The sequence below is a fragment of the Campylobacter coli LMG 9860 genome (assembly GCF_000254135.1).
GTDB lineage: Bacteria > Campylobacterota > Campylobacteria > Campylobacterales > Campylobacteraceae > Campylobacter_D > Campylobacter_D coli.
Genome location: NZ_AINS01000041.1, coordinates 37,652 through 61,321 on the forward strand (window position 1 = coordinate 37,652; position 23,670 = coordinate 61,321).

At 30.5% G+C, this 23,670-nt stretch carries 22 protein-coding genes; 8 read left to right on the top strand and 14 right to left on the bottom strand.

What is annotated here, in order from left to right; genetic code table 11:
- Positions 1 to 40: 40 nt before the first annotated feature.
- The gene (locus CCO88_RS06420; protein WP_025443297.1) at positions 41 to 1,225 is read left to right on the top strand and encodes an MFS transporter; all 1,185 of its coding nucleotides are present in this window, start codon (positions 41 to 43) and stop codon (positions 1,223 to 1,225) included.
- A gap of 20 nt (positions 1,226 to 1,245) precedes the next feature.
- Positions 1,246 to 1,902, top strand: coding sequence for a DUF4230 domain-containing protein (locus tag CCO88_RS06425; protein WP_002777536.1), 657 nt, complete (start codon positions 1,246 to 1,248; stop codon positions 1,900 to 1,902).
- Here CCO88_RS06425 and CCO88_RS06430 read toward each other — a convergent pair.
- The 7 genes from CCO88_RS06430 to CCO88_RS06465 all read right to left on the bottom strand — a co-directional run bounded on the left by CCO88_RS06430 (position 1,899) and on the right by CCO88_RS06465 (position 10,712).
- Positions 1,899 to 2,108, bottom strand: a complete 210-nt coding sequence (locus CCO88_RS06430) for a 2-hydroxymuconate tautomerase family protein (RefSeq protein WP_002777534.1) — start codon at positions 2,106 to 2,108, stop codon at positions 1,899 to 1,901. The genes CCO88_RS06425 and CCO88_RS06430 overlap by 4 nt on opposite strands.
- A 453-nt stretch (positions 2,109 to 2,561) precedes the next feature.
- Positions 2,562 to 3,044, bottom strand: coding sequence for a DNA-deoxyinosine glycosylase (locus tag CCO88_RS06440; RefSeq protein ID WP_002780181.1), 483 nt, complete (start codon positions 3,042 to 3,044; stop codon positions 2,562 to 2,564).
- On the bottom strand, positions 3,041 to 5,200 hold the full coding sequence (locus CCO88_RS06445; RefSeq protein ID WP_002780184.1) for a polyribonucleotide nucleotidyltransferase: 2,160 nt from the start codon (positions 5,198 to 5,200) through the stop codon (positions 3,041 to 3,043). Before CCO88_RS06445 ends, CCO88_RS06440 begins: the two co-directional genes overlap by 4 nt.
- A 73-nt stretch (positions 5,201 to 5,273) precedes the next feature.
- The gene (locus tag CCO88_RS06450; protein WP_002780186.1) at positions 5,274 to 7,322 is read right to left on the bottom strand and encodes an LPS-assembly protein LptD; all 2,049 of its coding nucleotides are present in this window, start codon (positions 7,320 to 7,322) and stop codon (positions 5,274 to 5,276) included.
- Positions 7,312 to 7,764, bottom strand: coding sequence for an RDD family protein (locus CCO88_RS06455; protein WP_002777521.1), 453 nt, complete (start codon positions 7,762 to 7,764; stop codon positions 7,312 to 7,314). The genes CCO88_RS06450 and CCO88_RS06455 overlap by 11 nt, the downstream gene beginning before the upstream one ends.
- Positions 7,761 to 9,011 (bottom strand): phosphoribosylamine--glycine ligase, encoded by a 1,251-nt coding sequence (gene purD, locus CCO88_RS06460; protein WP_002777514.1) that lies wholly within the window; start codon positions 9,009 to 9,011, stop codon positions 7,761 to 7,763. Before purD ends, CCO88_RS06455 begins: the two co-directional genes overlap by 4 nt.
- A 240-nt stretch (positions 9,012 to 9,251) precedes the next feature.
- Positions 9,252 to 10,712 (bottom strand): hypothetical protein, encoded by a 1,461-nt coding sequence (locus tag CCO88_RS06465; protein ID WP_002780191.1) that lies wholly within the window; start codon positions 10,710 to 10,712, stop codon positions 9,252 to 9,254.
- Positions 10,713 to 10,845: 133 nt separating this feature from the next.
- Here CCO88_RS06465 and CCO88_RS06470 point away from each other — a divergent pair, with 133 nt between their 5' ends.
- Positions 10,846 to 11,364, top strand: a complete 519-nt coding sequence (locus CCO88_RS06470) for a class I SAM-dependent methyltransferase (protein ID WP_002780194.1) — start codon at positions 10,846 to 10,848, stop codon at positions 11,362 to 11,364.
- 161 nt (positions 11,365 to 11,525) lie between these two features.
- Here CCO88_RS06470 and CCO88_RS06475 read toward each other — a convergent pair whose 3' ends face one another.
- Together CCO88_RS06475 and guaA are read right to left on the bottom strand one after the other, a co-directional pair.
- Positions 11,526 to 12,134, bottom strand: coding sequence for a class I SAM-dependent DNA methyltransferase (locus tag CCO88_RS06475; RefSeq protein ID WP_002780196.1), 609 nt, complete (start codon positions 12,132 to 12,134; stop codon positions 11,526 to 11,528).
- Positions 12,135 to 12,308: 174 nt separating this feature from the next.
- Positions 12,309 to 13,844, bottom strand: a complete 1,536-nt coding sequence (guaA, locus tag CCO88_RS06480) for a glutamine-hydrolyzing GMP synthase (RefSeq protein WP_002839791.1) — start codon at positions 13,842 to 13,844, stop codon at positions 12,309 to 12,311.
- A gap of 136 nt (positions 13,845 to 13,980) precedes the next feature.
- Between guaA and CCO88_RS06485 the strand changes: the two genes are divergently transcribed.
- The 3 genes from CCO88_RS06485 to CCO88_RS06495 are packed head-to-tail and all read left to right on the top strand — an operon-like array spanning position 13,981 to position 17,465.
- Positions 13,981 to 14,475, top strand: a complete 495-nt coding sequence (locus CCO88_RS06485) for a hypothetical protein (RefSeq protein WP_002839793.1) — start codon at positions 13,981 to 13,983, stop codon at positions 14,473 to 14,475.
- A complete protein-coding gene (uvrC, locus tag CCO88_RS06490; RefSeq protein WP_002839795.1) occupies positions 14,468 to 16,270 on the top strand; it encodes an excinuclease ABC subunit UvrC in 1,803 nt (600 codons plus the stop codon). The genes CCO88_RS06485 and uvrC overlap by 8 nt, the downstream gene beginning before the upstream one ends.
- 1 nt (position 16,271) lies before the next feature.
- Entirely contained in the window at positions 16,272 to 17,465 is a 1,194-nt protein-coding gene (locus tag CCO88_RS06495) for a hypothetical protein (RefSeq protein ID WP_002777493.1), read from the top strand.
- On the opposite strand, the gene CCO88_RS06500 is transcribed toward CCO88_RS06495, so the two are convergent.
- From CCO88_RS06500 to ciaC, 3 genes are all read right to left on the bottom strand, one after another.
- Complete coding sequence (locus CCO88_RS06500; RefSeq protein WP_002777490.1) at positions 17,462 to 18,364, bottom strand: radical SAM protein; 903 nt, start codon at positions 18,362 to 18,364, stop codon at positions 17,462 to 17,464. The genes CCO88_RS06495 and CCO88_RS06500 overlap by 4 nt on opposite strands.
- On the bottom strand, positions 18,361 to 19,383 hold the full coding sequence (gene hemE / locus CCO88_RS06505; protein WP_002839797.1) for a uroporphyrinogen decarboxylase: 1,023 nt from the start codon (positions 19,381 to 19,383) through the stop codon (positions 18,361 to 18,363). Before hemE ends, CCO88_RS06500 begins: the two co-directional genes overlap by 4 nt.
- A 147-nt stretch (positions 19,384 to 19,530) precedes the next feature.
- Positions 19,531 to 19,842, bottom strand: a complete 312-nt coding sequence (gene ciaC, locus CCO88_RS06510) for an invasion antigen CiaC (RefSeq protein WP_002783660.1) — start codon at positions 19,840 to 19,842, stop codon at positions 19,531 to 19,533.
- A gap of 242 nt (positions 19,843 to 20,084) precedes the next feature.
- Between ciaC and CCO88_RS06515 the strand changes: the two genes are divergently transcribed.
- Positions 20,085 to 20,690 (top strand): lysozyme inhibitor LprI family protein, encoded by a 606-nt coding sequence (locus CCO88_RS06515; protein WP_002783658.1) that lies wholly within the window; start codon positions 20,085 to 20,087, stop codon positions 20,688 to 20,690.
- Here CCO88_RS06515 and pdxA read toward each other — a convergent pair.
- Both pdxA and CCO88_RS06525 read right to left on the bottom strand, forming a co-directional pair.
- Positions 20,674 to 21,774: a 4-hydroxythreonine-4-phosphate dehydrogenase gene (pdxA, locus tag CCO88_RS06520; RefSeq protein WP_002780206.1), complete on the bottom strand. Its 1,101-nt coding sequence runs from the start codon at positions 21,772 to 21,774 to the stop codon at positions 20,674 to 20,676. The genes CCO88_RS06515 and pdxA overlap by 17 nt on opposite strands.
- Positions 21,775 to 21,776: 2 nt before the next feature.
- The gene (locus CCO88_RS06525; protein ID WP_002777477.1) at positions 21,777 to 22,544 is read right to left on the bottom strand and encodes a pyridoxine 5'-phosphate synthase; all 768 of its coding nucleotides are present in this window, start codon (positions 22,542 to 22,544) and stop codon (positions 21,777 to 21,779) included.
- Between the two features lie 55 nt (positions 22,545 to 22,599).
- Between CCO88_RS06525 and CCO88_RS06530 the strand changes: the two genes are divergently transcribed.
- The gene (locus tag CCO88_RS06530) at positions 22,600 to 23,577 is read left to right on the top strand and encodes a Ppx/GppA phosphatase family protein (protein WP_002777475.1); all 978 of its coding nucleotides are present in this window, start codon (positions 22,600 to 22,602) and stop codon (positions 23,575 to 23,577) included.
- Positions 23,578 to 23,670: the final 93 nt, after the last annotated feature.

The window sequence follows — 23,670 nt, forward strand, 5'->3', positions numbered from 1 at the left end:
ATTTAATTGAAAATTATAAAAAATATCATACAATAATTTTATGGAAAATTTCAATAGGACTTTATGGGTATGTTGGTTTGGCGTCTTTACTACAAGTATGGGACTTAGTCAAATTGCTCCAATCTTGCCTTTATATATCAAAGAATTAGGACATACAGATACTAGCGAAATCGCATTTTACTCAGGATTAGCTTTTGGAATCACACCGCTTGGAATGGCTATTTTTTCACCTTTGTGGGCATATTTGGGTGCAAAATACGGCTATAAAAATATGCTACTTCGAGCAAGTTTAGGAATGTCAGCTTTAACGCTGTGGCTTAGTTTTGCTCATGATGCTATGGAAGTGGTTTTGATACGAGGTTTAACGGGTATTGTATCAGGATTTACCGCAGCAGCTGTTGTTTTTATCGCTGTAATAGCACCCAAAGAAAAAGTAGCTTATGCTTTGGGGACACTTTCTACTGCATCTATCAGTGGGAGTTTGTTAGGTCCTTTATTTGGTGGAGTTGCGGCAGGAATTTTTAGCATTAGTGCAGTTTTTGATTTGGTAGCCTTTTTGCTTGCTTGTTCTTTTGTGACAATTTTTCTTTTTATTCATGAGAGAAAAATTCAAAAAGAAGCAAAAAAAAATACTCAAGAATTTAAAGAAAATAAAAAACTTATTGTTATTATTTTTATCACAACTTTTATCACTCAGTTTGGAACTTTTGGGGTTATGCCTATTTTAAGTCTTTATGTAGAACAAATTTATCAAGGTGAAAATTTGGCTCTTTGGGCAGGTATAGTTGTAGCTGCAAGTGGGATTAGCAACCTTTTCTTTGCGCCAAAACTTGGAAAAATAGCAGATAAAATCGGCCCTAGTAAGGTTATTTTTAGCGCTTTGATATTTTGTGGAATTTGTTTTTATTTACAATCCTTGGCTACCAATGTTTATGCACTTATTTTCGTAAGATTGCTTATAGGAATAGGTCTTGGAGGACTTTTGCCTTGCGTGAATGCTTTGCTTAAAAAAGGTGTTAGTGCTAAAAATTTAAGCCTTGTATTTGGCTTTAATCAAACTTGTCAGTTTTTAGGAAATTTTTGCGGTGCTTTTGGAGGAGGATTGATAACAGCGCATTTTAGTGTAGAACTTGTTTTTGCTTTTATTTGCTGTATTTTTATTTTAAATGCTATATTTTTTTTGATATTTGAAAGAAATTATATTTTTTCTAATCAAGGTTTATAATTCTTTAGAAAGGTGATTTTATGGAACTCATTTTACTTAGTTTGATTGTTATTTTGCTTGTATTTGTCATTATAAAGCAGTTTAAAAATAGCTCTAAAATAGAAGAGAAGGACATTCATATTAGCAATGATATTACCCAACTTAAATCCATAGGAGAGCTTAGTGTTTTTCAAGTCTTTAGTAAAGAAATTGTTACTAAAAAAGATAGTGCTTTTAACGGAATTTGGAAAAGTATTTTGGGTTGGTCTTTAAGCGAAAGACAGATTGCTTTGATTTTTGAATTTGAGATCACATTTTTATATGATTTAAGAGATAAAAATTTTGAAATCATAGTTTTAGATAATGATCATTATAAGATTATTATGCCTGAATGCAAATACAAGCACAGCATTATAGATATGAAATTTTATGATGAAAAAAATGCTAAATTTTTGCCTTTTTTACTGCCTGATTCTATTAATAGCACAGGACTTAGCTTTAGTGAAAATGACAAAAATAAACTTATAAGAGAAGCCAAAGAAGAGGTTAAAGAATTGTCATTAAATCTTATTAGAAATTTAGAAAGTAAAATTCACAAAAGTGCTAGAGATACTTTAGAAGCTATAGCCAAAGGTTTTGGAGCAAAAAAGGTAGAGTTTGAATTTAAGGACAATACTCAAAAGCTAGATATAAACTAGCTTTTTTCTTTTCTTACTTGAGTGATACTTTTTCCACCTAAGCCGTAATTGTCTGTATCGATTTCATCAATGATTACTACGGTTGAGGCTTTGTTTTTGTTTAAAACTTTAGCGAGTAAATCTGTCACTCCTGCGATAAGCTCTTGTTTTTGTTCGCTTGTAGGTTCACCGTTTTCTTTGGTAATGCGTATATTTACAAAAGGCATTTAAAACTCCTTTATATATTTTTTAATAATTTTAAATAGAAAACATTAATACAAGCTTATTAGAAAAGCTCATTTTTTATAAAAATTATTTTGATAATTAATATTAAATTTATAAAAACAAGATTATAATTTAATATCAGTATTAAAATATAAATTCATCTATAGTTTAAATTTATATAAATAAAAAATGACTCACTATCACAAAAGCTGATTAAAATTTGCTAAAAGGATGTCATAAATCTTAAAATGTTTGATTTTTTTATAAATTATATGATTTTTTGTGCTAAAGATCTTTCTAAATTGTTTTTAGGAACTTTAGCTTTATTTTTATTTGCCTTTTTTGGATTTATGTTTTTTATATGCGAAGGTGTGTTTTTATATGTATTACTTTTTTGTGAAATAATTTTATTTTTATATATGCTTTTGGGTATTTTTTACATACGTAATCAAAAATTATTTTATAAAATTTTTGATTATTTTATAGCTTTGCAAAAGTTGTTCAAAAGAAAAATTTAAATTTGCAGGAGAGCTTGAGGGTAGGGCTATGGCTTTTAAATGAGGATGAAATTTAGTAAAAAATCGATAAGCACTTTTCCCTGTGGTAAAAATAGCTTGGATTTGTGCTTGAGAAAGGATTAAATTTAAATCATTAGCCTTTGCGTAACTTATGGTTTTATCATCTGAATTTTTAATCTTACAGCTTTGAAGCACATCCCAAATGGCGATATTTTTTTCTTTTAAAAACGCTTGTTGTTTTGTTATATTTTCTAATCTTGTATCAAAAAGTGTTTCTAGTATAGGCCAAAAACGATTTCTTGGGTGCTGGTAGTAAAATCCATCTTCTCTTGATTTTACCGAGGGAAAAGATCCTAAAATTAAAATTTTAGAATCCTTATCAAAAAAGGGTTTAAAAGGATGAGTTAAAAACTCACTCACTCGCATAAATCCACAGAGATTTTGCCATTTTTAATCTCACTTACTTTTACTTTTAAAATTTGATTTTCACTTAAATTGAGATTTTTACTTTTAGAATTATGAAGCAAGCCATCAATTCCATTTTTAAGTTCTATAAAGGCTCCAAAATTCGTGATTTTTTTGACTTTTCCTTCAAATTCTTCGCCGATTTCAAAGTTTGATAGATCTTTTTCTTTAAAGCCTTTTTTATTATTTTTTTGAGAACTTGTGATATTGATAATATAATCTTTTGCGGCTTTAATTTGTTCGTTTTCATTGCCCGCAATTTTTACTTCACCCTTTTCACGATCTAAGTCTATAGAAACACCAAATTTTTCAATAATTTCTTTGATAGTTTTTCCAGCTTGACCTATGATATCGACTATTTTTGAAGGATCAACATTGAAAAGCTCGAGTTTTGGCAATACCTCTTCATTAACAACAATTTCCTTAAGTGCTTCTTCCATGATATTTAAGATATGAATTCTACCTTCTTTAGCTTGATACAAGGCTTCTTTGAGTATTTTTTGATCAATACCGCCCAATTTGATATCCATTTGTAAGGCTGTGATACCGTCTTTGCTACCTGCTACTTTAAAATCCATATCCCCATCATGATCTTCTAAACCCATGATATCAGTTAAAATAGCATATTGATCGCCTTCAAAAATAAGCCCCATAGCTACTCCTGCTACAAGTTTTAAGCTAGGTACTCCCGCTGCTCTTAAGGCTAAAGACCCTCCACAAACCGTTGCCATAGAACTAGAGCCATTGCTTTCTAAAATTTCACTTACCAAACGGATAACATAAGGATAATTTTCATCTATGCTTGGATAAAGGGCTCTTTTGGCTAAGTTTCCATGTCCTAACTCTCTTCTTCCAGGTGCTTTGATAGGGCTTGCCTCGCCTACTGAAAAACCTGGAAAATTATAATTAACCATAAAGCGTTCATTGATAGGATTTTTTTCGGTTAACACATCAACCATTTGCGCATCATTTTCACTACCTAAAGTCGCCACAACCAAAGCTTGAGTTTGTCCGCGTGTAAAAAGGCAAGAGCCATGTGTATTAGGTAAAATATTTGTTTCTATGGCAATAGGACGCACTTCATTTAAATTTCTACCATCTGCTCTTTTTTTTGTATTTAAAATTTGGCTACGAACGATTTTATGTTTGACTTTTGCTAGGGCATTTAAAATACTTTCTTCATCCCATTTTGTCGCGCTTTCAAAATTTAATATTTTTTCAGCAATTTTATTTAACTCACTCGCTCTTTCACTTTTTGCCATTTGATTGATAGCCTGTACGATTTGATCGTGAAAATTATTTTCTATAAAGGCGAGAAGTTCGAAATTTTCTATTTCATCTTTGAAATTTAAATCGCTTGATTTTTTATGTTTCAAAAAAGCTTCTTCATAAGCATTAGAGCCATTTAATATAGCTTTTTGGGCTAGACTTAGCGCTTCTAAAATTTCATCTTCGCTAAGTTCATTCATGCTTTGTGAAGTTGTTTGGGTTAAAACATCTGCATAAGGAGCTTCGATAAAGATTTCATCTTCTTTTTGATTAGGTAAAGCACGCATTTCTATCATTAAAAGCTCATCTTTAACCCCTGCTACATAAAGATCAAGAGTGCTATTTTTAAGTTCTTCATTGTTTGGATTTAGGACAAATTTTTCTTCTATGCGACCTATGCGAACTCCACAAACAGGAGCTTTCATAGGAATATCACTAAGATAAAGTGCTACGCTTGCTGCATTTAGACTCATAACTTGAAGATCTACTTGAGGATCAGCAGAAAGAACCATTACGACAATTTGTGTCGGGTAGGCATATCCTTTTGGAAAAAGCGGACGCAAACTTCTGTCTATAATGCGTGCGGTTAAAGTTTCTGCATCGCTTGGTTTGGTTTCTCTTTTAACATAGCCGCCTGGGATTTTTCCTGCTGCATAGGCTTTTTCTATATACTGAACAGTTAGAGGCAAAAATTCTTCTTCAACAGGCTTTTCCTCTCTTGCAACCGCGGCTAAAACGACACTTTTTCCTTGTCGCATAAGCACAGCACCTGCAGCTTGTTTAGCTACTTTTTCTATATCGAATACTTCTAAATTACCATTGATTTCTATACTGTATTGCATCATTTGTCCTTTTTTTCTATATAATAAATTTGTCAAACTTTTAAAAATATTTAGCAAATCTCATTCCTTAATTTTAAATTTTACTCTCCGTTTCTGCTAAAGAAAAATCGTATTTAACTCCACCTAAAGGATAGAAGTTAAAAATAAAATAAATACCGCTTTGATTTTTAGCAGTAATTCCCGCACTTGTAAGTTGCGGATCAATTCTTTCTCTATACATTAAAGAATAATTCCAACATTTGCGTTGAAAAGTATATCCAAGCTCCCACATATTAGCATGCGCTCTTTGGGTATCAAACCAAATTCCTCCAAACAAATGATAATTTGCATTTGCAAGGTAATTTGCGCGCGTGCCTATAAAACTATATTTTCCATACTCATCGTTTTGATAAGCATGCGAAAAACTCCAATTGAATTTAGGGTTAGGATTGATCTCCATTTGACTGATGATATTTGTAAAACGATTTTGAAGATCAGAGTAAATAATCTCACTATTAAAACTGATATTGTTATTATAATAATAGCTTAATAAATTGCTTATCTCATCAAACTCACCTTGCTTGTTTAAATAATCAATATTAATTCTATGTTTGATTTTTTTTTGACCTTCATTATTGTAAAAGTATTGAGTAGTATAAAAGCCAAGATGTTCCTCTTCTTTGTCAATTTCTTCAAGATAATCTTCTGAAATACTTCCTGATTTGGCTCCTGGAAGAACATATTTTAACCCAAAATTAAGAGTATGAAAAAAATTATCATATGCTTTAGATAAATCAGTATAAAGATTAAAATCGTGCGTATTTCTAAAATAATGCTCATGATCTTTTTGAGGATAATGACTATAGTTTAAAAATGAAGCATAAAAGCGTTCGGTAAAAGTAAAATGCAAGAAGTCATCAAAAAAAGCATTATGATAAGAAATAGGCAAATTTAAATTCAATTGATTTGCATAAGGGCCTACAGGGCGATAAAAATTATGAAAAGATGCATCAAAAGAATAACGCAAGCGTTCATCAAAAAAATTATTCAAAAAACGATGATATTGAAAGCTTGGATATTCTTGTAAGGTATTATCGTTATTTAATGCAGAAGTATCGATATAATACTTTGCATAAGCTCCATAATAATTATTTTCATCCGCTAGAAAATAATTGATTTTTGAAGTAACTAATGAATTTAAATCACGATAATCCCTGCTGCCAAGATTAAGATAATCTATATCATTAAGATAGGTAGCATCTATCCATAAGCCTTCTTGAAAATTATCGCCCAACAGGGTTTTAATTAAATCATTTCTAGCATATTTTAATTCTGCGCCGTAATGACTTTGGTTTTTTAAATTTTCATCATGATAATAGGATGAATTTTCTCTAAAAGCTCCTAAATTTACCTCTCCTATAGAATAAGGAGAGTCGATAAATCTTAAGGTTGAGTAAAGCCCAAAACCACGATCGGTTCTAATTTGAGGATTTAATTCTAGATCCCAATTTTCATAAGGTGCGATATAAATAGGCTGTTCATAATACAAACCTTCGCTGTTTTTTAAGACTATTTTTGGGATTAAAAGTCCGCTTTGGCGGTGGGTATCTGCACTAAAACCAAAATAGGGTAAATAAAATATAGGAAAATCTTTAACATATAATTTTGCATTATATAAATGAACAAAATTATTTTCCCTATTGAGCCATCCTTTAGAAAAGCGAATTTCCCAATCAGGATCTTCGACATTACAACTTGAAACAGCTGAAATTTCGCTTTTGAAAACATTCTCATCTAAATAGCTAGTCTTGCTTTGAAACCATACTTCTAAATTATTATTAGAAAAGAAAAAATTATTAAAATTAGCTTCATTTGAATTTAAATTGATTTTAGCATAGTTTGAATGAGAGCGTTCATTTTGTCCTCTTAATATATTCACATCACCAAAAAGCTCTAAATCTCCGGTTTTTTCATTGTAAATAGCCTTATTGGCAGTGATAAAATAAAAATCTGAAAAAATAATCACATCATCGTTTGCAGTGAGTATATCCCCTTGTTTTTTAGCATCAAGTGCATAGATATCAACTTGAGTGGCATTGAGTAAAGTAAGACTAGCGCTTAAAAATAAAATTTTACGCCACATTAACTACTATTGTCCTTGCTAGATAATCTTCCCAAGTTTTGCGTAAATCATTGCTTAAAGCCCAAGCAAAGCCCAACATAAATGCCATATCGCTTATTTGCCTAACGATTGAGCGTATGCAGCTTTGGTTTAAATTGGGTTTGTCTAATAAGTCTTCATCTAAAATAATGATTTTGCATACCATTTTTCCTAAACTTGCCCCATATAAATAAGTAAAAATTGTTTGGTAAGTAATATGAAGCAATAAAAATCCTAAGTAAAAATCGCCCAAAATTTGAGCTGTATCAAATAAATCCTTAGCATTAAGTAATTTATCATAAAAAATAACAAATACAATCAGCGAAAGTACAAGATTATCGATAAAATATGCCAATATCCTTTTATTGAAACTAGCAATGGTAAGATTTTCTCGCTCAAGACGCGTAAGCAAATCTTCTTTCATTGAATAACCTGATGAGCGATATCTTTTCTAAATTGCTTGCCTTTAAAATGAACATTTTCACAAAGCTCGTAAGCTTTTTTCTGTGCCTCTTCTATGCTTGAGCCTGTACCAACGCAAACCAATACACGCCCACCATCTGCCATAAGTTTACCATCTTCTAAACTTACTCCAGCATAAGAAATATGTGTATTTTCAGGAATATTTGTTATAGAAATTTCACTTTTTGGAGAGCTTTTGTAAGGATAGTTTTCACTCGCGCATACTACGCCCACTGCATAATCTTTTTTAATTTTTATCTTGGTGTGTCTTAAACGCTTTTGTGTAGTGGCTAAAATAAGTTCTAAAGGATTTTCAATCAAAGGCATTAAAACTTCACATTCAGGATCACCAAAGCGCACATTAAATTCCAAGACATAAGGCTTATTGCCTACAACCATAATACCTATAAACAATACCCCGCAAAATTCACTGCCTTCTTTTTTCATACCTGCAAGAGTTGGGATAATAATATCTTTTTGTATTTTTCTAAGCAAGCTTTCATTAGCTAAAGAACTCGGAGCATAAGCTCCCATACCACCCGTATTTGGTCCTTTATCCCCATCTAAAAGTTTTTTATGATCTTGTGCAGCAGGTAAAAGCACAAAGTCATTGCCATCACATACCGCAAAAATACTAAGCTCAAAGCCATCTAAAAATTCTTCCACAACGATAAGTTTACCCGCTTCTCCAAAGCTTTCTCCACTTAGCATTTTAGAAGCCTCTTCTATGGCTTCTTCGTGAGTTTTTGCGATAATTACTCCTTTGCCAGCACAAAGCCCATCAGCTTTAACGACTATAGGAGGAGTTAAGCTTAATATAAAGTTTTTTGCTTTTTCTATATCATTTGTGTTTAAAAATTTTGCTGTTTTAATACGATATTTTTTTAAAAAGCTTTTCATGAAAGATTTAGAAGTTTCAAGCATAGCTGCAGCTTTTGTAGGTCCAAAAATAGGAATATTGTGTTGTTTAAAAATATCTACAACGCCTTCAGCTAAAAAACTTTCACTACCCACTATGCATAGATCAAATTCTTTTTCTTTTGCATAAGTGGCTAAAACTACAGGATCTTTAAAATTGAGATTGGTTCCAAGACTTTCGGTAGCACCATTACCAGGGGCAAAGTAAAATTCTAAATTTTCATCCACACGCTTTAGCGCTAAAGCGATAGAATATTCACGAGCACCGCTACCCAAAATCATTATTTTCATTTATTCTCCTTGTATAAAACCCAAACAGCCGCTTAATAAAGATTGACCCCAAAAAGTCAAAGAAAACCGTTAGGCGATTTTTAAAGGCTGTAACTTCTCGCTTCTTTCGAAACTCAAACGATGCCACAGAACACGGTAAATCGCACAATCACAGTTAATAAAAATATGTTGGATCACTTTAAATATCACGAACTGTTTAGGCAAGCAAATTATAGCCTTATTTAGCTTAAAATTCTATGTTTAAATCAGTTTAAATTTGGTTTTTCCTATTTTATCAAAATGTTTTCCTTCTAAAATAATATCTGCTACACTTTCCCATATATGTTTTTCATCGATAAACACTATATCAAAACTATTATCACGCATTAAAGACTGATAATTGACTTTTTTAGGGGCGTACTTTACTATGAAATAAGGATTTTGCGCAAAGGTTTCTATTTTTAATTTACAAAGCAAATCCAAATCCGAAGTCACGACTAAAAATTTTTTTCTTTGTTCTTTGGTAATTTTTTGGATATAAACTAAAAGTTTTTGATCAAAAGGATTAAGCGCTGCTTTGTTTAAGCGACTTAGATAATGCTCTGCAAATGAAAGAGAACAAAAGGAATTTTCTATATTGCTCATTGTAAAATATGAATTTTTAACCCCTGATGATTTTAAGGACAGGTGCCAAATTTTAACATCCATTATCGTAGCACATAAATTAAGACCTGTAATTATTTTTTTAAAGAGTTTTTCGCGTGAAAGCTTGAAAGCATTTTCAAAAATATTATAATTTTTCTTATAAAAATCCTCTTGTATAGCACCCAGTCTTTTAAGGGTTGTTCTATAATACTCCGCTTCTTTTTGAAGTTTTGCTAATTTTTCTTGTCTTGCTTTGAGTTTTTCAGGATCTGCATTGGCCGCATTGCTTTTAAGTTGAATTTCAGATTGTAAAGCTTTCATTTGTGCTTCAAGTGAAGCAAGGCGGTTTTTTCTTGTATCTATAGTGGCTATTAAAGCTTGGTAATGGCATTGTAAAGATAAGAAAGTTTCATTAAATATTTTAGTGATATTGGGTTTTTTATCTGCTATCATTTGTTTGTAAGAATTTTCTAAGTGCATCATAATGCTTTTTAGGGCGCTAAATTGGGTTTGATCTATACTATTATCCATAAAAATTAAAGTATCATAAGCTTTAAATAAAAATCTCTTAAGAATGAGATAGTCCAAAATACAAGGAATATCTTTTTCATCTTGTAAATTGGCTTGCAAGGCTTCAACAGATAAAATTTCATGGGCAAAATATTTTTGTATGGCTTGAGGAATAGTAAAAGATAAGGGAATTTTTTCTATAGAATCAAAATCAATGCTTCTATAAAGTTCTGTAATATACGCACTTCTGCGAGAATTTTGTAAATCTTCAAGCTCATCATCACTATCGGTTTTCCAAAAATCATGTTCAGTGATAAAATCACCCTCTTTAAATTCTTGAAATTTGGAAGGTTTTATCCCTGTGATAGTTTTGCTTACAGGCACAGGAGCGCCGTTTTCAGACTTTTTATCACTAGAGAGCGTGCGAAATTCAACAAGCATCCCAACACTTGGCATACTTTTTTTATCATTCCAAATTTGACGACTAAAGTCAAAAAAAGTATTTGCTGAATTCGTTACAGTTCCACGCCCTGTGGAATCCATATATATAGCTATTTTTCCATGCATATTTCATCCTTGAAAGTTTTTAAAAGATAATTTTAGCTTTATTTTTATAAAAATTTTATAAGCAAAAGAATAAAATTACATGTTTGATTTTAAAATTTTTTTAGTTATATTTTTTTACCATAGGAAAAATTGAATGTTTTTTTATGAATATCTTAAAAATCCAAAACAAATCGGTGCTTTTTGTTCTAGCTCTCAAAAGCTAGGTTTTGTTATGACTCAAAATATTAATTTGCGTCAAGCAAACTATATCGTAGAGATTGGACCTGGCACAGGTGTTTTTACTGAAAATATTTTAAAATATAAAAATAAAAAAGCACAATTTTTTGCTATAGAAATCAATAAAAATATGGCAGATAAGCTTAAAAGAAAAATTGTAAATTTGGATATAGAAATAGGGAGTGCTGAAAATTTACCTTATTTTTTAAGGCAAAGAAATATCACCTATGCAGATGTGATTATAAGTGGAATTCCGTGGAGTTTGCTTAGGGATCACGAGCAAGAAAAGCTTTTAAAAATCATCCATAAAAGTTTAAAACCTAACGGATATTTTAGCACCTTTGCTTATGTGCTACCTACTTATTCAAGTTTAAAATTTCGTCAAAAGATATTTTCTCTTTTTGCAGAGGTGAGAATTCCAAAAGTTGTTTGGTAAAATTTCCCACCCGCTGTGGTGTATTATTGTAAGAAGTAAATTTTTATCCCCATTTTTTTGATAAAACACAACTTAATGCTTTATTACACGGATTGTCCTAAAAATAAGCACGCATTGTAAAATTTTTGGATTAAAGCTTGATAATTTTAAATAAAGCTATATTATAATTCTTTCTTTTTAGCAATAATGAGCAATTCTCGATCATCCGTAGTTTCTTCTATATAATCTTCTATGGAAGATAAGATATCAAATCCGTTTTGCTTTAATAATTTATGTACTTTTTCTAAATCTAAAGCACTATGATAAAATGATTCTTTCCACATTGTGCTTATAATTTCGCCATCATTTTTTCCATGAGTAAATAAAAACAATCCACCAGATGTCAACAAAGAAGAAATGATTTGATAAATACATTCTTGTTTATCATACCTAATGTGCCAAATAGAATCAAATGCGATGATTGCATCATATTTTTTATCTGTTTTGAAATTTAAAATATCCTCTACTAAAAAAGTGGCATTATGTAAGTTAAGTTTTTGTGCTTGTTTTATCATTTCTTCTGAAATATCTATCCCTGTAACTTGAAATCCTTGTTTTGATAAATATAAAGCGATAGGATATCCAGTTCCACAACCAATATCTAGCACTCTTGAATTTGGACTTAAATTATTTGCGAAGTCGACAATGCATTGATTGATTGAGGTATTTTTGCGAAATTCACTCCACTTTTTACAAATTTTATTGTATGAATCTTTTATGCTATTTTCCATCCATATTCCTAAAAATTTTAACACTCTTTGATTTTTATAATAAAATTAATACATTTAATATAAGCTTTTTCTATAACTTTATATGCTAGTTTTTTATGTATTAAAAATTTGTTAATGAGGGTTTTAAATTCTTGAAAACCTGTATATTATTATCAGGTTTTCAGATTTTTTAATTTATTCCCATTCTATAGTTGCAGGTGGTTTACTTGAGATATCATAAACTACGCGGTTAATACCTTCAACCTCATTGATAATACGACGCGAGATATTTTCTAAAATTTCATAAGGTATGTGTGAAAAAGTCGCTGTCATTCCATCACTTGCATCAACAACACGAACACAAATGGTATTATCATAAGTTCGGTTATCTCCCATAACACCAACGCTTTTTACATTTAACAATACACAAAAAGCTTGCCAAGTTTTATCATACCAACCCGTGCTTCTTAGTTCTTCAAGTAAGATTACATCTGCTTTGCGTAGTAATTCAAGACTTGGGCGATTGACTTCTCCCATGATGCGTATAGCAAGACCAGGGCCTGGGAAAGGATGGCGATAAACTATTTCTTTGCTTAATCCAAGCTCGATACCTAAAGCACGCACTTCATCTTTAAAAATTTCTTTTAAAGGTTCTATGAGTTTAAGATTCATTTTTTCAGGTAAGCCCCCTACATTATGATGGCTTTTAATGGTTTTGCTTGCACCTACAACAGAACTTTCTATGATATCAGTATAAAGTGTGCCTTGGGCAAGATATTTTACATCTTTATGTTTTTTTGCTTCTTCTTCAAAAACTTCTATAAAGGTATTTCCTATGATTTTTCTTTTTTGTTCAGGATCTGTGACATTAGCTAAGCGACTTAAGAAAATTTCACTTGCATCAATGCTGATGAGATCGATGCCTAAAGTGTTTTTAAACATAAATTCAACTTGTTCTTTTTCTCCACTTCTTAAAAGTCCATTATCTACAAAAACTACTATAACTTGCTCTTTTATAGCACTAGCTAAAAGTGCAGCAACTACGCTACTATCTACTCCGCCACTTACAGCACAAAGCACTTTATCATTGCCTACTTCTTCGCGGATTTTTTCTGCTTGAGTTTTTGCAAAAGAACCCATATTCCAAATACTTTCACAATTGCAAGCATATTTAGCAAAATTTTTTAAGATATTTTTGCCAAATTCGCTGTGTTGTACTTCTGGGTGAAATTGTAGAGCAAAGAATTTCTTATCTTCGTTTCCAAAAACACAAAAAGGGCTATTTTCACTTGTGGCTAAAACTTCAAAACCTTGTGGTAAATTTTCAACCTTATCAGAATGACTCATCCAAACGATTTGTTTTTTAGGTAGATTTTTAAACAAATCGCTATCTTTTTGAATTTCTATACTTGCTTTGCCGTATTCTTTGTGTCCTGCTGGAGCAACATTGGCTTTATAATGATGAGCCATGAGTTGCATACCATAACAAATTCCAAGTATGGGTAAGCCTAGATTAAAAACCTCTTTATCACAAAAGTACGCATCTGTTGCATAAACACTTGCAGGGCCACCACTTAAAATAATACCCTTAGGTTCTTTCGCTTTGATATCTGCTAAACTTACATTAAAAGGCAAAATCTCAGCATAAACGCCTTGCTCTCTCAATCTTCTTGCTATAAGCTGAGTATATTGCGATCCAAAATCTAAAACTAAAATATCTGCTTTTTTCATTCTACCACCTATTTAATTGTTCGTATTTTTTAATGCTTTTTATTGAACCATTTTGTTCGTAGCTAGTGTATTGTGGGTTGCCCTTATAGCCACATGCACACAAAAAAATTAAGAAAAAAAATGCTAAAATCATCTTATGGAAAAATTTCAAAGTCCAAAGATAATTAAAAATACTAGCGCCATTCTTAATGACTTGATGAGTAAGTCTCATTATCGACCCTTAAAAACCTTATTTTTTTGCAAAGATTTTTTAAGTTCTTTTCCGCTTGCTAAGCAACGTTTGATTGCTAAAATTTATGTAAAAAATCATATTTTAAATATAATAACCTTACATCCAGCAGCTTATCAAGAATTAAATCATGATGATAGCAAAATTTATATTAAATTTCTCATAAAAGCATATGGACAGAAATATCCTTTAAGTGGATTTGTTGATATAAAAGATATAAAAATCTTTTCTCAAAAATACACTTATGCGGCAAATAAAAACAAAAATGATGAAAAACTCTCTAAAAATTCTTATTTGGAACTTTCTAAGGGTGAATTTAAAAATTGCTTTGAAGATGAAAAATTATTTAAGAAATTTGAAGATTTAAGAGAGCTTATAAAAAAAGGTTCTAATCTTGATTAAAGAGAATTTAGAAAATGAGTTAAAAACTCTTCCTAATAGTACTGGCGTTTATCAATACTTCAATCAAGAAGGAAAGCTTTTATATGTAGGCAAGGCTAAAAATCTTAAAAATCGTGTTAGATCTTATTTTGCTTTTACTCCAAATTTACATGCAAATCCAAGAAATTCTTTAAGAATTCAAAAAATGATTGAAGAAACAGTGCATTTGGAATTTATTGCTACTAATTCAGAGGCTGATGCTTTGATTTTAGAAAATTCTTTTATCAAACAACTGCATCCAAAATATAATATTTTGCTAAGAGATGATAAAACTTATCCTTATATTTATGTGGATTTTGAAGAAGAATTTCCACGCTTTGAGATCACTAGAAAATTAGTAAAAAAAAGCAAAATTAAATATTTTGGCCCTTTTTTTAAAGGCGCTAGAGAGCTTTTAGATGTGCTTTATTTATACTATCCTTTAAAGCAAAAAGCAAGTTGTAAATCCCCTTGTATTTTTTATCAAATTTCTCGTTGTCTTGCGCCTTGTGATAAACTCATCAGCAAAGAAAAATACCTTGAAATTTTAGATGAGGCTATACACGCACTTTTAAATCCTAGTGTTTTGCTTAAAAACTTAGAAAAACAAATGCTTGTTTTAGCACAAAATGAAAATTACGAAGAAGCAGCTAAAGTAAGAGATCAGATTGCAATGATTAAAGATTTGGAAGTTAAGGTTGAAATAGATATTGCGAAATTAGAAGATTTTGAAGTATTTGCTTTAGCTTTTAAAAATTCCGTGCTTTCAACCTTGCGTTTTGTGGTGCAAAATGGAAAAATTATCAGTGCAAATTCTAAGATTACTCCTATAAAAAATGATATACAATGGGATCAAAATGAAATTTATAAGCAACTGATTTTAGAAAATTTTAGCATGGATATTCCTTTGCTTGCAAATGTTATTTATGTTTATGAAGAATTTGAAGATAGAGTGCTTTTAGAAGAAATTTTAAGCCAAAGGTTTGATAAAAAAATCAGTATTAAAATCCCTAAAATAGGAGAAAAAAGAAGAATTTGTGATTTGGCTTTTCAAAATGCCCTTTTAAATATAGAAAAAGAGCAAAAAAATCATGATTTTACTATACAAAAAGAATTAAAGTTTTATTTTGAGCTTGAAAATTTACCAAATGATATAGAAATTTTTGACAATTCTCATTTGCAAGGCGTGGCAAATGTTGGAGCTATGGTAACTTATAGAATAAATTCTTGGGATAAGTCAAAATATAGAAAATTTCATTTAAAACATAAAAATGACTATGATCAAATGCGTGAAGTTTTAACGCGTAGGGCTTTGGACTTTGATAAAATACCTCCTCCTGATTTATGGCTTATAGATGGGGGAAAGGCTTTGCTTGATTTGGCTAAAGAAATCATTGTAAGTAGTGGGGCAAATGTCGATATTTTAGCTATTTCAAAAGAAAAAATCGATGCAAAAGCACATAGAGCTAAAGGGGGTGCTAAGGATAAAATTCATTCCTTAAAAGGAGAATTTAGTCTAAGCATTAACGATAAAAAATTACAATTCTTACAGAAATTAAGAGATGAAGCACATCGTTTTGCCATAAGTTTTCATCAAAACACTAAGAAAAAACAAGATTTATCAAGCTCTAAGCTTGTAAAATCAGGACTTAGTGCGGGAGTTATACAAAAACTTTTGGCGTATTATGGAAGTTTTGAAGCTATTTATGAGGCAAATTTTGAAGAATTGTGCCAATTAGTAGGAAAAAAATCAGCACAAAAAATAAAGGAAGATTGATTTGTTATTGGTTTGGATTATTTTTATTTTTAATATTATTTTGGCTTTTTTAAGTATAGATTTTACAAGAATTCATGAAAGCCTTGAGCAAATTAAACTTACTTTTTTTGCTAGTATTTTTATTTTGTCTTTAACTTTAATATTTTTCCTTTTTCGAAAAAAACGAGCTTTGGCTAGGAAAGATCAAAAAATTTTATTAATTAAAAATGAATTTATACATGCTGAAGAGATAGATATCGAAACGAGTTTGGATTTGATTCGGGAAAAAATAGCACATCTAAATCAAGATTTATTTAAGATTTCTCATGAAAAAGAAACTTATGCAAAATTGCTAGAGGATAGTTTGTATCAAATTGGCAATATTGAGGGCGTTGTAAGATGTTTAGATGAAGAAGAAGCAAGCAAGGAAATCAAATCACTTGTTTTAAATGCATTAAAACATCAAAAAGAACAAATTAGACTTGGACTTAATCAAGCTTTAGAATACCATAAAAGCATAGGGGTGGCACAGGGCAATGTTTTGCAATTTGAAGCAAGTGCTGCGATAGTAAGTGATGATGGGCTTGAAGCATTTTTGCTAGCAAATTTGTTGTCTTATTTTGGTATAGAAAATACTATTTTTAAGAGTTTGAGTTTTGATATCAATGATTTTCATGTGGTTTTCATTAAGGATAAAATTTTAGAGCAAAGTTCTAAGAAAGCTGATGATTTTATCGTGTTTGGGCGTAGTAAAAACTTATATTATGAGTATTTTTTAAGCCTACCTTTTGAAAAAAAAGAGCTTGAAAATATTTTGCAAAGAAAACTTGATAAAATTTGTGCTTTAAAATTTCAAACTCCTTATCAAAATAATGTTTTGCTTTTTAAACAAAATGAGTTTGATGCAACTTTGTTTTTTAATATCATAGAAAAACAATGCTCCCAAAATATGCGCGTGAATTCTTTTAGTGAATTGAAAAAAGAATTAAAAAAAGAAGCTTATCGTTTGATATTGCTTGATTATGAATTGATTAAATTTGATCTTGAGCAGATGCGTTCTATTCTTAGCGCTTATAAAAAGCAACACCCTCAAAGTCATATTATATTCTTTTCTAGGGAGAGGGTGAGGGATTTTGATTGCGTAAGCGAGGTTTTAAATGATATCAGCAGAAATGATCTTATAGCTTTGATTAGAAAATATTTGCCTAAAAATTAGGCTTTATAGAATTTAACTCCTGCTAGATTAAGAATCTTTATTTTTTCTTCTTTTATAAGCTTGTCTAAAAGAAGTTGAGAAGTTTTATCTAATTTATTTTCTATATCTATCTCACTTTGTGAGCGTAGATGAAGCATTTTTAGCAATTCTTCTTCATTAAAATTTAACTTTTCACCCTCATAGTGTCTTTTGGGCAAAAGCACGGGAGTGGAAGTTATGAGTTTGGAAAGTTCCAAAAGTCTTTCTTCGCTTATTTTTTTAACCGCATAAGCTGGGGGTCTATCAATGGTGCTTAAATCAACTCTTAAGGGCGCTATTTTAGCTAAAGCTTGATTTAAAGCGATAAATTCTTCTTCATTGTCATTAAGATCTTTTACGACAAGGATCTCCATTACAAGATCACCTTTAAATTGGGTTTTAAATTCTGCCATTTTTTCTATCATTTTTTCTAAGTTAATATTTTTTAAAGCCCTATCAATACGGTAAAAGGTTTTAGAAATAGCACTATCTAGGCTAAATTTAACCACATCTAACTTTAATAAGGTATTGAATTTGTCTTGATCTAAAACCACGGTGCCATTGCTTAAAATGAGCAATTTTTTATCTTTAGCAATCTTGCGTAAGGATGAGATCAATTCATCTAAATGAGGATAAAGGCTTGGTTCCCCATTGGCTGTTAAGGTAAGAAAGTCAAATGGGACATTTTTTTCAAGAGCGCCTTGAACTTCTAAAATGATTTCTTCTACGCTTACAATCTCATCTTGTTTTTCTTGAGGTTTTTGAGCCTCAAGTTCGCAATATACGCAATCAAAATTGCATTGTTTCTTGCTAGGGCTTAGATCAATACCTAAAGATCTTCCAAAACGTCTTGAATTGATGGGGCCAAAGAGAATTTTCATTTGGCTGAACTTTCTTGCACAAGCTGGATAAAGTATTTTGCATTTTCAACAGGAATGTCAGGCAAGATTCCATGACCTAGATTGAAAATATGAGCTTTATTTTGCATAATTTCAAGAATATTTTCTACGCCTTGTTTGATAGCTTTTTTATCATAAAGTCTGCAAGGTTCCATATTGCCTTGTAGGGTGTATTGGTGGGATAATTTATCGCGTGCTAAATCAAGAGGAGTACTCCAATCAACTCCAAAAACATCAAAATTTCCATCGATTTTATCCAAATAGCCACTAATGCCTTTAGGAAATAAAATTACAGGTATGTGAGGGTATTTGTTTTTAATAAAATCAGAAATTTCAAGCATATACTTAAATGAAAAATCAAAGAATTTATCACATTCTAAAGCACTCGCCCAGCTATCAAAAATTTGCACCGCATTTGCACCTGCTTTGATTTGTTCTTCTAAGTAAGATTTTAAAACTTGAGTGAGTTTATTTAAAATTTCATGCAAAAGTTCTGGATTTTGATAAAGCATTTTTTTACATTTTGCATAATTTTTACTTCCGCTTCCTTCTATCATATAAGTTGCTATAGTCCAAGGACCGCCACAAAATCCTATCAAAGCTTTATCAAGCGGTAATTTTTCGCGTGCTAGTTTTAAAGCATCATAAACATAGTTTAGTTTTTTATAAGCATTTTGATCATCTAGCTTGTTAAGGTCTTCTAAGGTTGAAATAGGTGTTTGAAATACCGGTCCTTCGCCTTTTTCAAAGCGTAAATTCATTCCCATTTCAAGAGGGACTACTAAAATGTCTGAAAAGATAATCGCCGCATCAACTCCTAAAATATCAACAGGTTGCAAAGAAACCTCCGAAGCTCTTTTGTAGTCTTTACATAAGGATAAAAAATCTCCCGCTTCTTGTCTAACTTTCATATATTCAGGCAAATATCTTCCTGCTTGACGCATCATCCAAACGGGTGTATAGGGTGTAGGTTTTTTAAAGCAAGCGTCGATAAAAATCATAATTTTCCTTTGTTTTTTTCATAAAATTATAACAGAAATTAATAAAAATAAATGTGTTTTGTTGTATGAAAGATTTGTGATTGTCTTATTTTGGTGTTTTATAAATTTATACGAGAATTGAAAAATTCTCGCAATGAAATTTTAAATTTATATTTTAGCAGTATTTCCCGCATCAATGGTTGCAAAAAGTTTATTGAGTAAATCTTCTTCATTTTTTTTGTATTGATCTTCTCTCATTTTTTGCCAAGCATAAGATTTAAAATCTTCTTTAACAGCACTAAGATCAAGATCTTCATTAGTAAATTCACTTGAACTTGTCTTTTTGTCTTCTTTTTCTTCTTTGTTTTTAACTTCATTTAGAGTAGCTTGAAATTCATCTGCTGAAGTGCTTTTTTCCTTAACCTTGGTTGTAGCACTAAACATAGAGCTTGAAGTTGTTCGGATATCTTTTACCACCATTTTCTCCTCCTTTTGTTTTTTTGATTTTAAATTAGATAAGCAATTTTTATTCCAATTTAGAAATTTTGGATAATTTTTTAGAAAATTTTTGATCATTTATCAAAAAGTAAAAGGAGTTTTCACAGTTTTGTTAATTTGTTTGAAATAAATCTGTATTGTGATGGTTAAAAATTTGTATTTTGATTTTTTTAAAAAAATTAAAAATATTTTTATTACAATAAAACAAAAAATAAGGAGAGGCAATGAAGATAATTTTACTAACAATTTTAAGTTTTCTTAGCTTATGGGGCTTGAGTTTTGATGAGCTTATATATAAAAATGAAGTTAGAGCGAGTTTTGATTGTTCTAAGGTTAAAAATAATGGCAAAAATGATGATGAGTTAATCATATGCAATAAAATAGGCGCTATTAATGAATTTGAAAATAAAAAACTTGCTTTGATGGATAATATCTTTATAAGTTTATATCAAGAGCTTTTAAAAAATGCAAATGAAAATATAAAAGAAGATTTTAAATTGGTTGTGAAAAAAATGTTTAGAGAAAGAAAAAATTGTGCCAAAGTTATATCAAACGATCTTTTGCAAGCAGATCAAGATCCTCAATCGCCTTTTGTTTACAAGACTGATTGTATAGAAAAAACTTATGCTAAAGTATTTTTAGAGCTTATGCAAAAAGCTAAAAAAGATACTCAAAGCAAAGAAAGATTAAAGCAAATTTTTAATAATCAAGCAGATAGATATGAAAATTTAATCCAAATGAGCATTCAAGATCCTATAGATTTGGAAATTTTTATAGACAATCTAGCCCAAGAGGGCTTGATCGATGATAATGCTAGATTGAAGCTTTAGAAGGCAATTCTAAAGCAAATTTAGCTGCTTCAAAATAGCTTTTAGTACTGATTTTGGCATTTTTATAGGCCTTATCAAAGGCGGTGCCATGATCAACACTTACGCGTATAATGGGCAAATTTAAACTCACATTGATACTTTTTTCAAAATACAAAGCCTTTAGGGGTGCTAAGCCAAGATCGTGATACATGGCTATTAAGCGATTGCATGCTTTTAAATTTGATTTTGTAAAAGCTGTATCTGCGACTAAAGGGTAGGGCAAATAAACACCTTTTGTATTAAAATTTAAAAGCAATTCTTTTTGTAATTTTTCATCTTTTAGAGCTTTTTTAAAGAATTTTTCATCTTTTTTAGAATTTAAAAAAGCATTAACAAAAGCGATAGCCTTTTGCATAAGCTCTTCTTCTTTGCCTCCTATCACCCCATAATCTCCTGCATGTGGGTTAAAACCTAAAAGTCCGATTTTTTTAAAGCGAGTTTCTTGATAAAAGTCTTTTAAAAAAATACTTAAATTTTGAAAAGTGATTTTTTTGCTTACTTTTGCTAAGGGTATGTGCTCGCTAAAAAGTCCTACAAAAAGTTCCTTACATCCTAGCATCATGATGGCATTTTTTTTAAAAAAGAATCTTAGTGCATCAGTATGTCCTTTAAATTTAAGCCCCGCATCCTCCCAAGCTTTTTTATGTATAGGTAGAGTAAGTAGGGCGTGTGCGTGGTTTTTATAAACAAAATAGCTTGCCGCCTTAAAGCTTAAGAAACTATATAGGCCACTTTTTGCATCTATTTCTCCTGCTTTAATGTCAAAGTTTTCATCCACTTTTAAATTTAAAGGCAAGCCAAAAGAATAAATTTCAAGAGAATTATGCTTTTTAAGCAGTGTAAATTCATAATTTTTAGCACCTTTAAAAGCTACGATTTTTGCATTTAAAAGCTCTAAATTTAAAAGTTTTAAAGCTTTTTGAAGCAAGCTTTCATGGATAAAATAATAAGGAGTGCAAATTTGGCTTAATTTTTCATGTGAGTGTGCTAGAATTTCAAGCCCTATGCCATTGATATCGCCTATGCTAATGGCTAATTTTTTCATCTTTAAAGCAGTGCTTTCATTTCTAAAATCGCATTTTGTAGTCCTACAAAAACCGATCTTGCTACAATACTTTGGCCGATATTAAGTTCGCAAATTTCTTTGATATTTGCTATTTGGCTTACATTTTTATAATTTAGCCCATGCCCAGCAGCGACTTTTAATCCAAGCTCCACTCCTTTTTTAGCACAAATTTCTATATTGTTTAACTCCTCTTCAAATTTACTTTGTAATGTTTTTTTGCTTAAATCAAATTCTTTTAAAGCAAAGGCTGTATGAGAGATATTGCTAAAAAGTGCGTTATGCAAATTTGCATAATGTCCTGTGTGAAGTTCTATAAAATCAGCTTTTAATTCATATGATTTTTGTATATCTTCTAAGCTAGGATTGATAAAAAGTGAAACCTCGATTTGCGCATTTTGAAGTTTTTCTATACTTTCTTTGATTTTATTATGATTTAAATTTAGCCCCCCTTCTGTGGTAAGCTCTTCTCTTTTTTCAGGCACTAGGGTGATACGATGAGGTTTTAATTTAAGTGCTAAGTTTAGAATTTCATCATTTAAAGCACATTCTAAATTGATAGGACTTTTGCAAAAGCGTATGATATTTTCTAAATCAAAATCTTGAGCATGACGACGATCTTCTCTTACATGCAAAGTGATTTGATCTCCAAATTTAGCAGCTATAAAAGCGGCTTCTAAAAGATCAGGATCATTTACCATTCTAGCTTGTCTTAATACTGCAATGTGGTCGATATTTACACCTAAAAGCATATTTTTCCTTTAGAACTTTTTTGCTATTATACTATAAATTTAAATAAGGATAGTGATGTTAGGTATAGATCTTGGCTCAAATACTTTAAGAGCGGTTTTTATAAATGAAAAATTTGAAAAATTGGATGAATATGAATTTATCATAGGTTCGGCTAAAAACTTAGATAAAACTGGAAAGATAAGTGATGAAGCCATAGAAAAACTTCGCAATGCACTTCAAGAAATAGCTAAAAAATATGACTTAAGCCAAGCAAGAGCAGTCGCAACTGCAGCTTTTAGAAAAGCAAGCAATACGAATGAAATTTTTACTCGTTTAAAACAGGAATTTCAAATTGATTTTAAAGTGATAGATGCCAAAATTGAAGCTAAAATTAGCGTTTTGGGTATGAAAAGGGGGCTTTTAAATTTAGGCTTAAATTTGGATTGTGGGTATTGTGATTTAGGGGGCGCATCTTGTGAATTTTCTTTTAGGGATAATTTTCAAAGTTTTGATTTTGGTATTATCAGTTTTTATGAAAAATGCAAGATAAAAAAAATCGCAAATTCTTTTTCTTTTAAAAAAATACTTCAAAAATATCCTAATTTTCCTTATAGATTTAAAGATAAAAAGCTAAAAATTCATTTTTTAATTCACGATAATTTTTTAAAAACCATGGCTTTTGAGGCCTTTGGGCAAAGCAATGGTTTAAAAAAAGCATTAAAACAAAGCAAGATGAAAAATATCGTTTTAAATTCAGGTGTCCCTACGGCTTTAGCGGCTTTAAAAAAAGGCTTAAATTATGAAAAATACGAGGCAAAGAAAATCAATGGTGCAAGATTAAATATCAATGATTTTTTAACTTTTGGGCAAAAACTTTGGTATATGGATGAAAAAAAGGCAAGTTTTTGGGTAGGAAATACGCGAAAAAATTATTTAGTTGCGGGATGTTTTTTGCTTTTTAGTATTTTTGAAAGAGAAAAACTTATAGTGATTGATGAGGGTTTAAGGGAGGGGCTTTGTATGGCTGATTTAAATTTAAAAGATTACCAATGAAAATTACCATAGCAATTATTTTTTACTTTATTTACCCTAATCTTTTTAAGTGCATGTGCTTTTAAAGAAAAAAAGCAAGTGAAATAAAAACTC

Excerpts from the sequence above, each read along its gene's own strand:
- CCO88_RS06430 (WP_002777534.1), bottom strand. The coding sequence starts at position 2,108 with ATGCCTTTTGTAAATATACGCATTACCAAAGAAAACGGTGAACCTACA.
- CCO88_RS06525 (WP_002777477.1), bottom strand. The coding sequence starts at position 22,544 with ATGCTTTTAGGTGTAAATATCGACCACATTGCAGTATTAAGACAAGCT.
- ciaC (WP_002783660.1), bottom strand. The coding sequence starts at position 19,842 with ATGGTGGTAAAAGATATCCGAACAACTTCAAGCTCTATGTTTAGTGCT.
- CCO88_RS06420 (WP_025443297.1), top strand. The coding sequence starts at position 41 with ATGGAAAATTTCAATAGGACTTTATGGGTATGTTGGTTTGGCGTCTTT.
- CCO88_RS06470 (WP_002780194.1), top strand. The coding sequence starts at position 10,846 with ATGTTTTTTTATGAATATCTTAAAAATCCAAAACAAATCGGTGCTTTT.
- CCO88_RS06515 (WP_002783658.1), top strand. The coding sequence starts at position 20,085 with ATGAAGATAATTTTACTAACAATTTTAAGTTTTCTTAGCTTATGGGGC.
- CCO88_RS06485 (WP_002839793.1), top strand. The coding sequence starts at position 13,981 with ATGGAAAAATTTCAAAGTCCAAAGATAATTAAAAATACTAGCGCCATT.
- hemE (WP_002839797.1), bottom strand. The coding sequence starts at position 19,383 with ATGATTTTTATCGACGCTTGCTTTAAAAAACCTACACCCTATACACCC.
- CCO88_RS06475 (WP_002780196.1), bottom strand. The coding sequence starts at position 12,134 with ATGGAAAATAGCATAAAAGATTCATACAATAAAATTTGTAAAAAGTGG.
- CCO88_RS06450 (WP_002780186.1), bottom strand. The coding sequence starts at position 7,322 with ATGTGGCGTAAAATTTTATTTTTAAGCGCTAGTCTTACTTTACTCAAT.
- CCO88_RS06500 (WP_002777490.1), bottom strand. The coding sequence starts at position 18,364 with ATGAAAATTCTCTTTGGCCCCATCAATTCAAGACGTTTTGGAAGATCT.
- CCO88_RS06530 (WP_002777475.1), top strand. The coding sequence starts at position 22,600 with ATGTTAGGTATAGATCTTGGCTCAAATACTTTAAGAGCGGTTTTTATA.
- guaA (WP_002839791.1), bottom strand. The coding sequence starts at position 13,844 with ATGAAAAAAGCAGATATTTTAGTTTTAGATTTTGGATCGCAATATACT.
- CCO88_RS06455 (WP_002777521.1), bottom strand. The coding sequence starts at position 7,764 with ATGAAAGAAGATTTGCTTACGCGTCTTGAGCGAGAAAATCTTACCATT.
- purD (WP_002777514.1), bottom strand. The coding sequence starts at position 9,011 with ATGAAAATAATGATTTTGGGTAGCGGTGCTCGTGAATATTCTATCGCT.
- CCO88_RS06425 (WP_002777536.1), top strand. The coding sequence starts at position 1,246 with ATGGAACTCATTTTACTTAGTTTGATTGTTATTTTGCTTGTATTTGTC.
- CCO88_RS06445 (WP_002780184.1), bottom strand. The coding sequence starts at position 5,200 with ATGCAATACAGTATAGAAATCAATGGTAATTTAGAAGTATTCGATATA.
- CCO88_RS06465 (WP_002780191.1), bottom strand. The coding sequence starts at position 10,712 with ATGCATGGAAAAATAGCTATATATATGGATTCCACAGGGCGTGGAACT.
- pdxA (WP_002780206.1), bottom strand. The coding sequence starts at position 21,774 with ATGAAAAAATTAGCCATTAGCATAGGCGATATCAATGGCATAGGGCTT.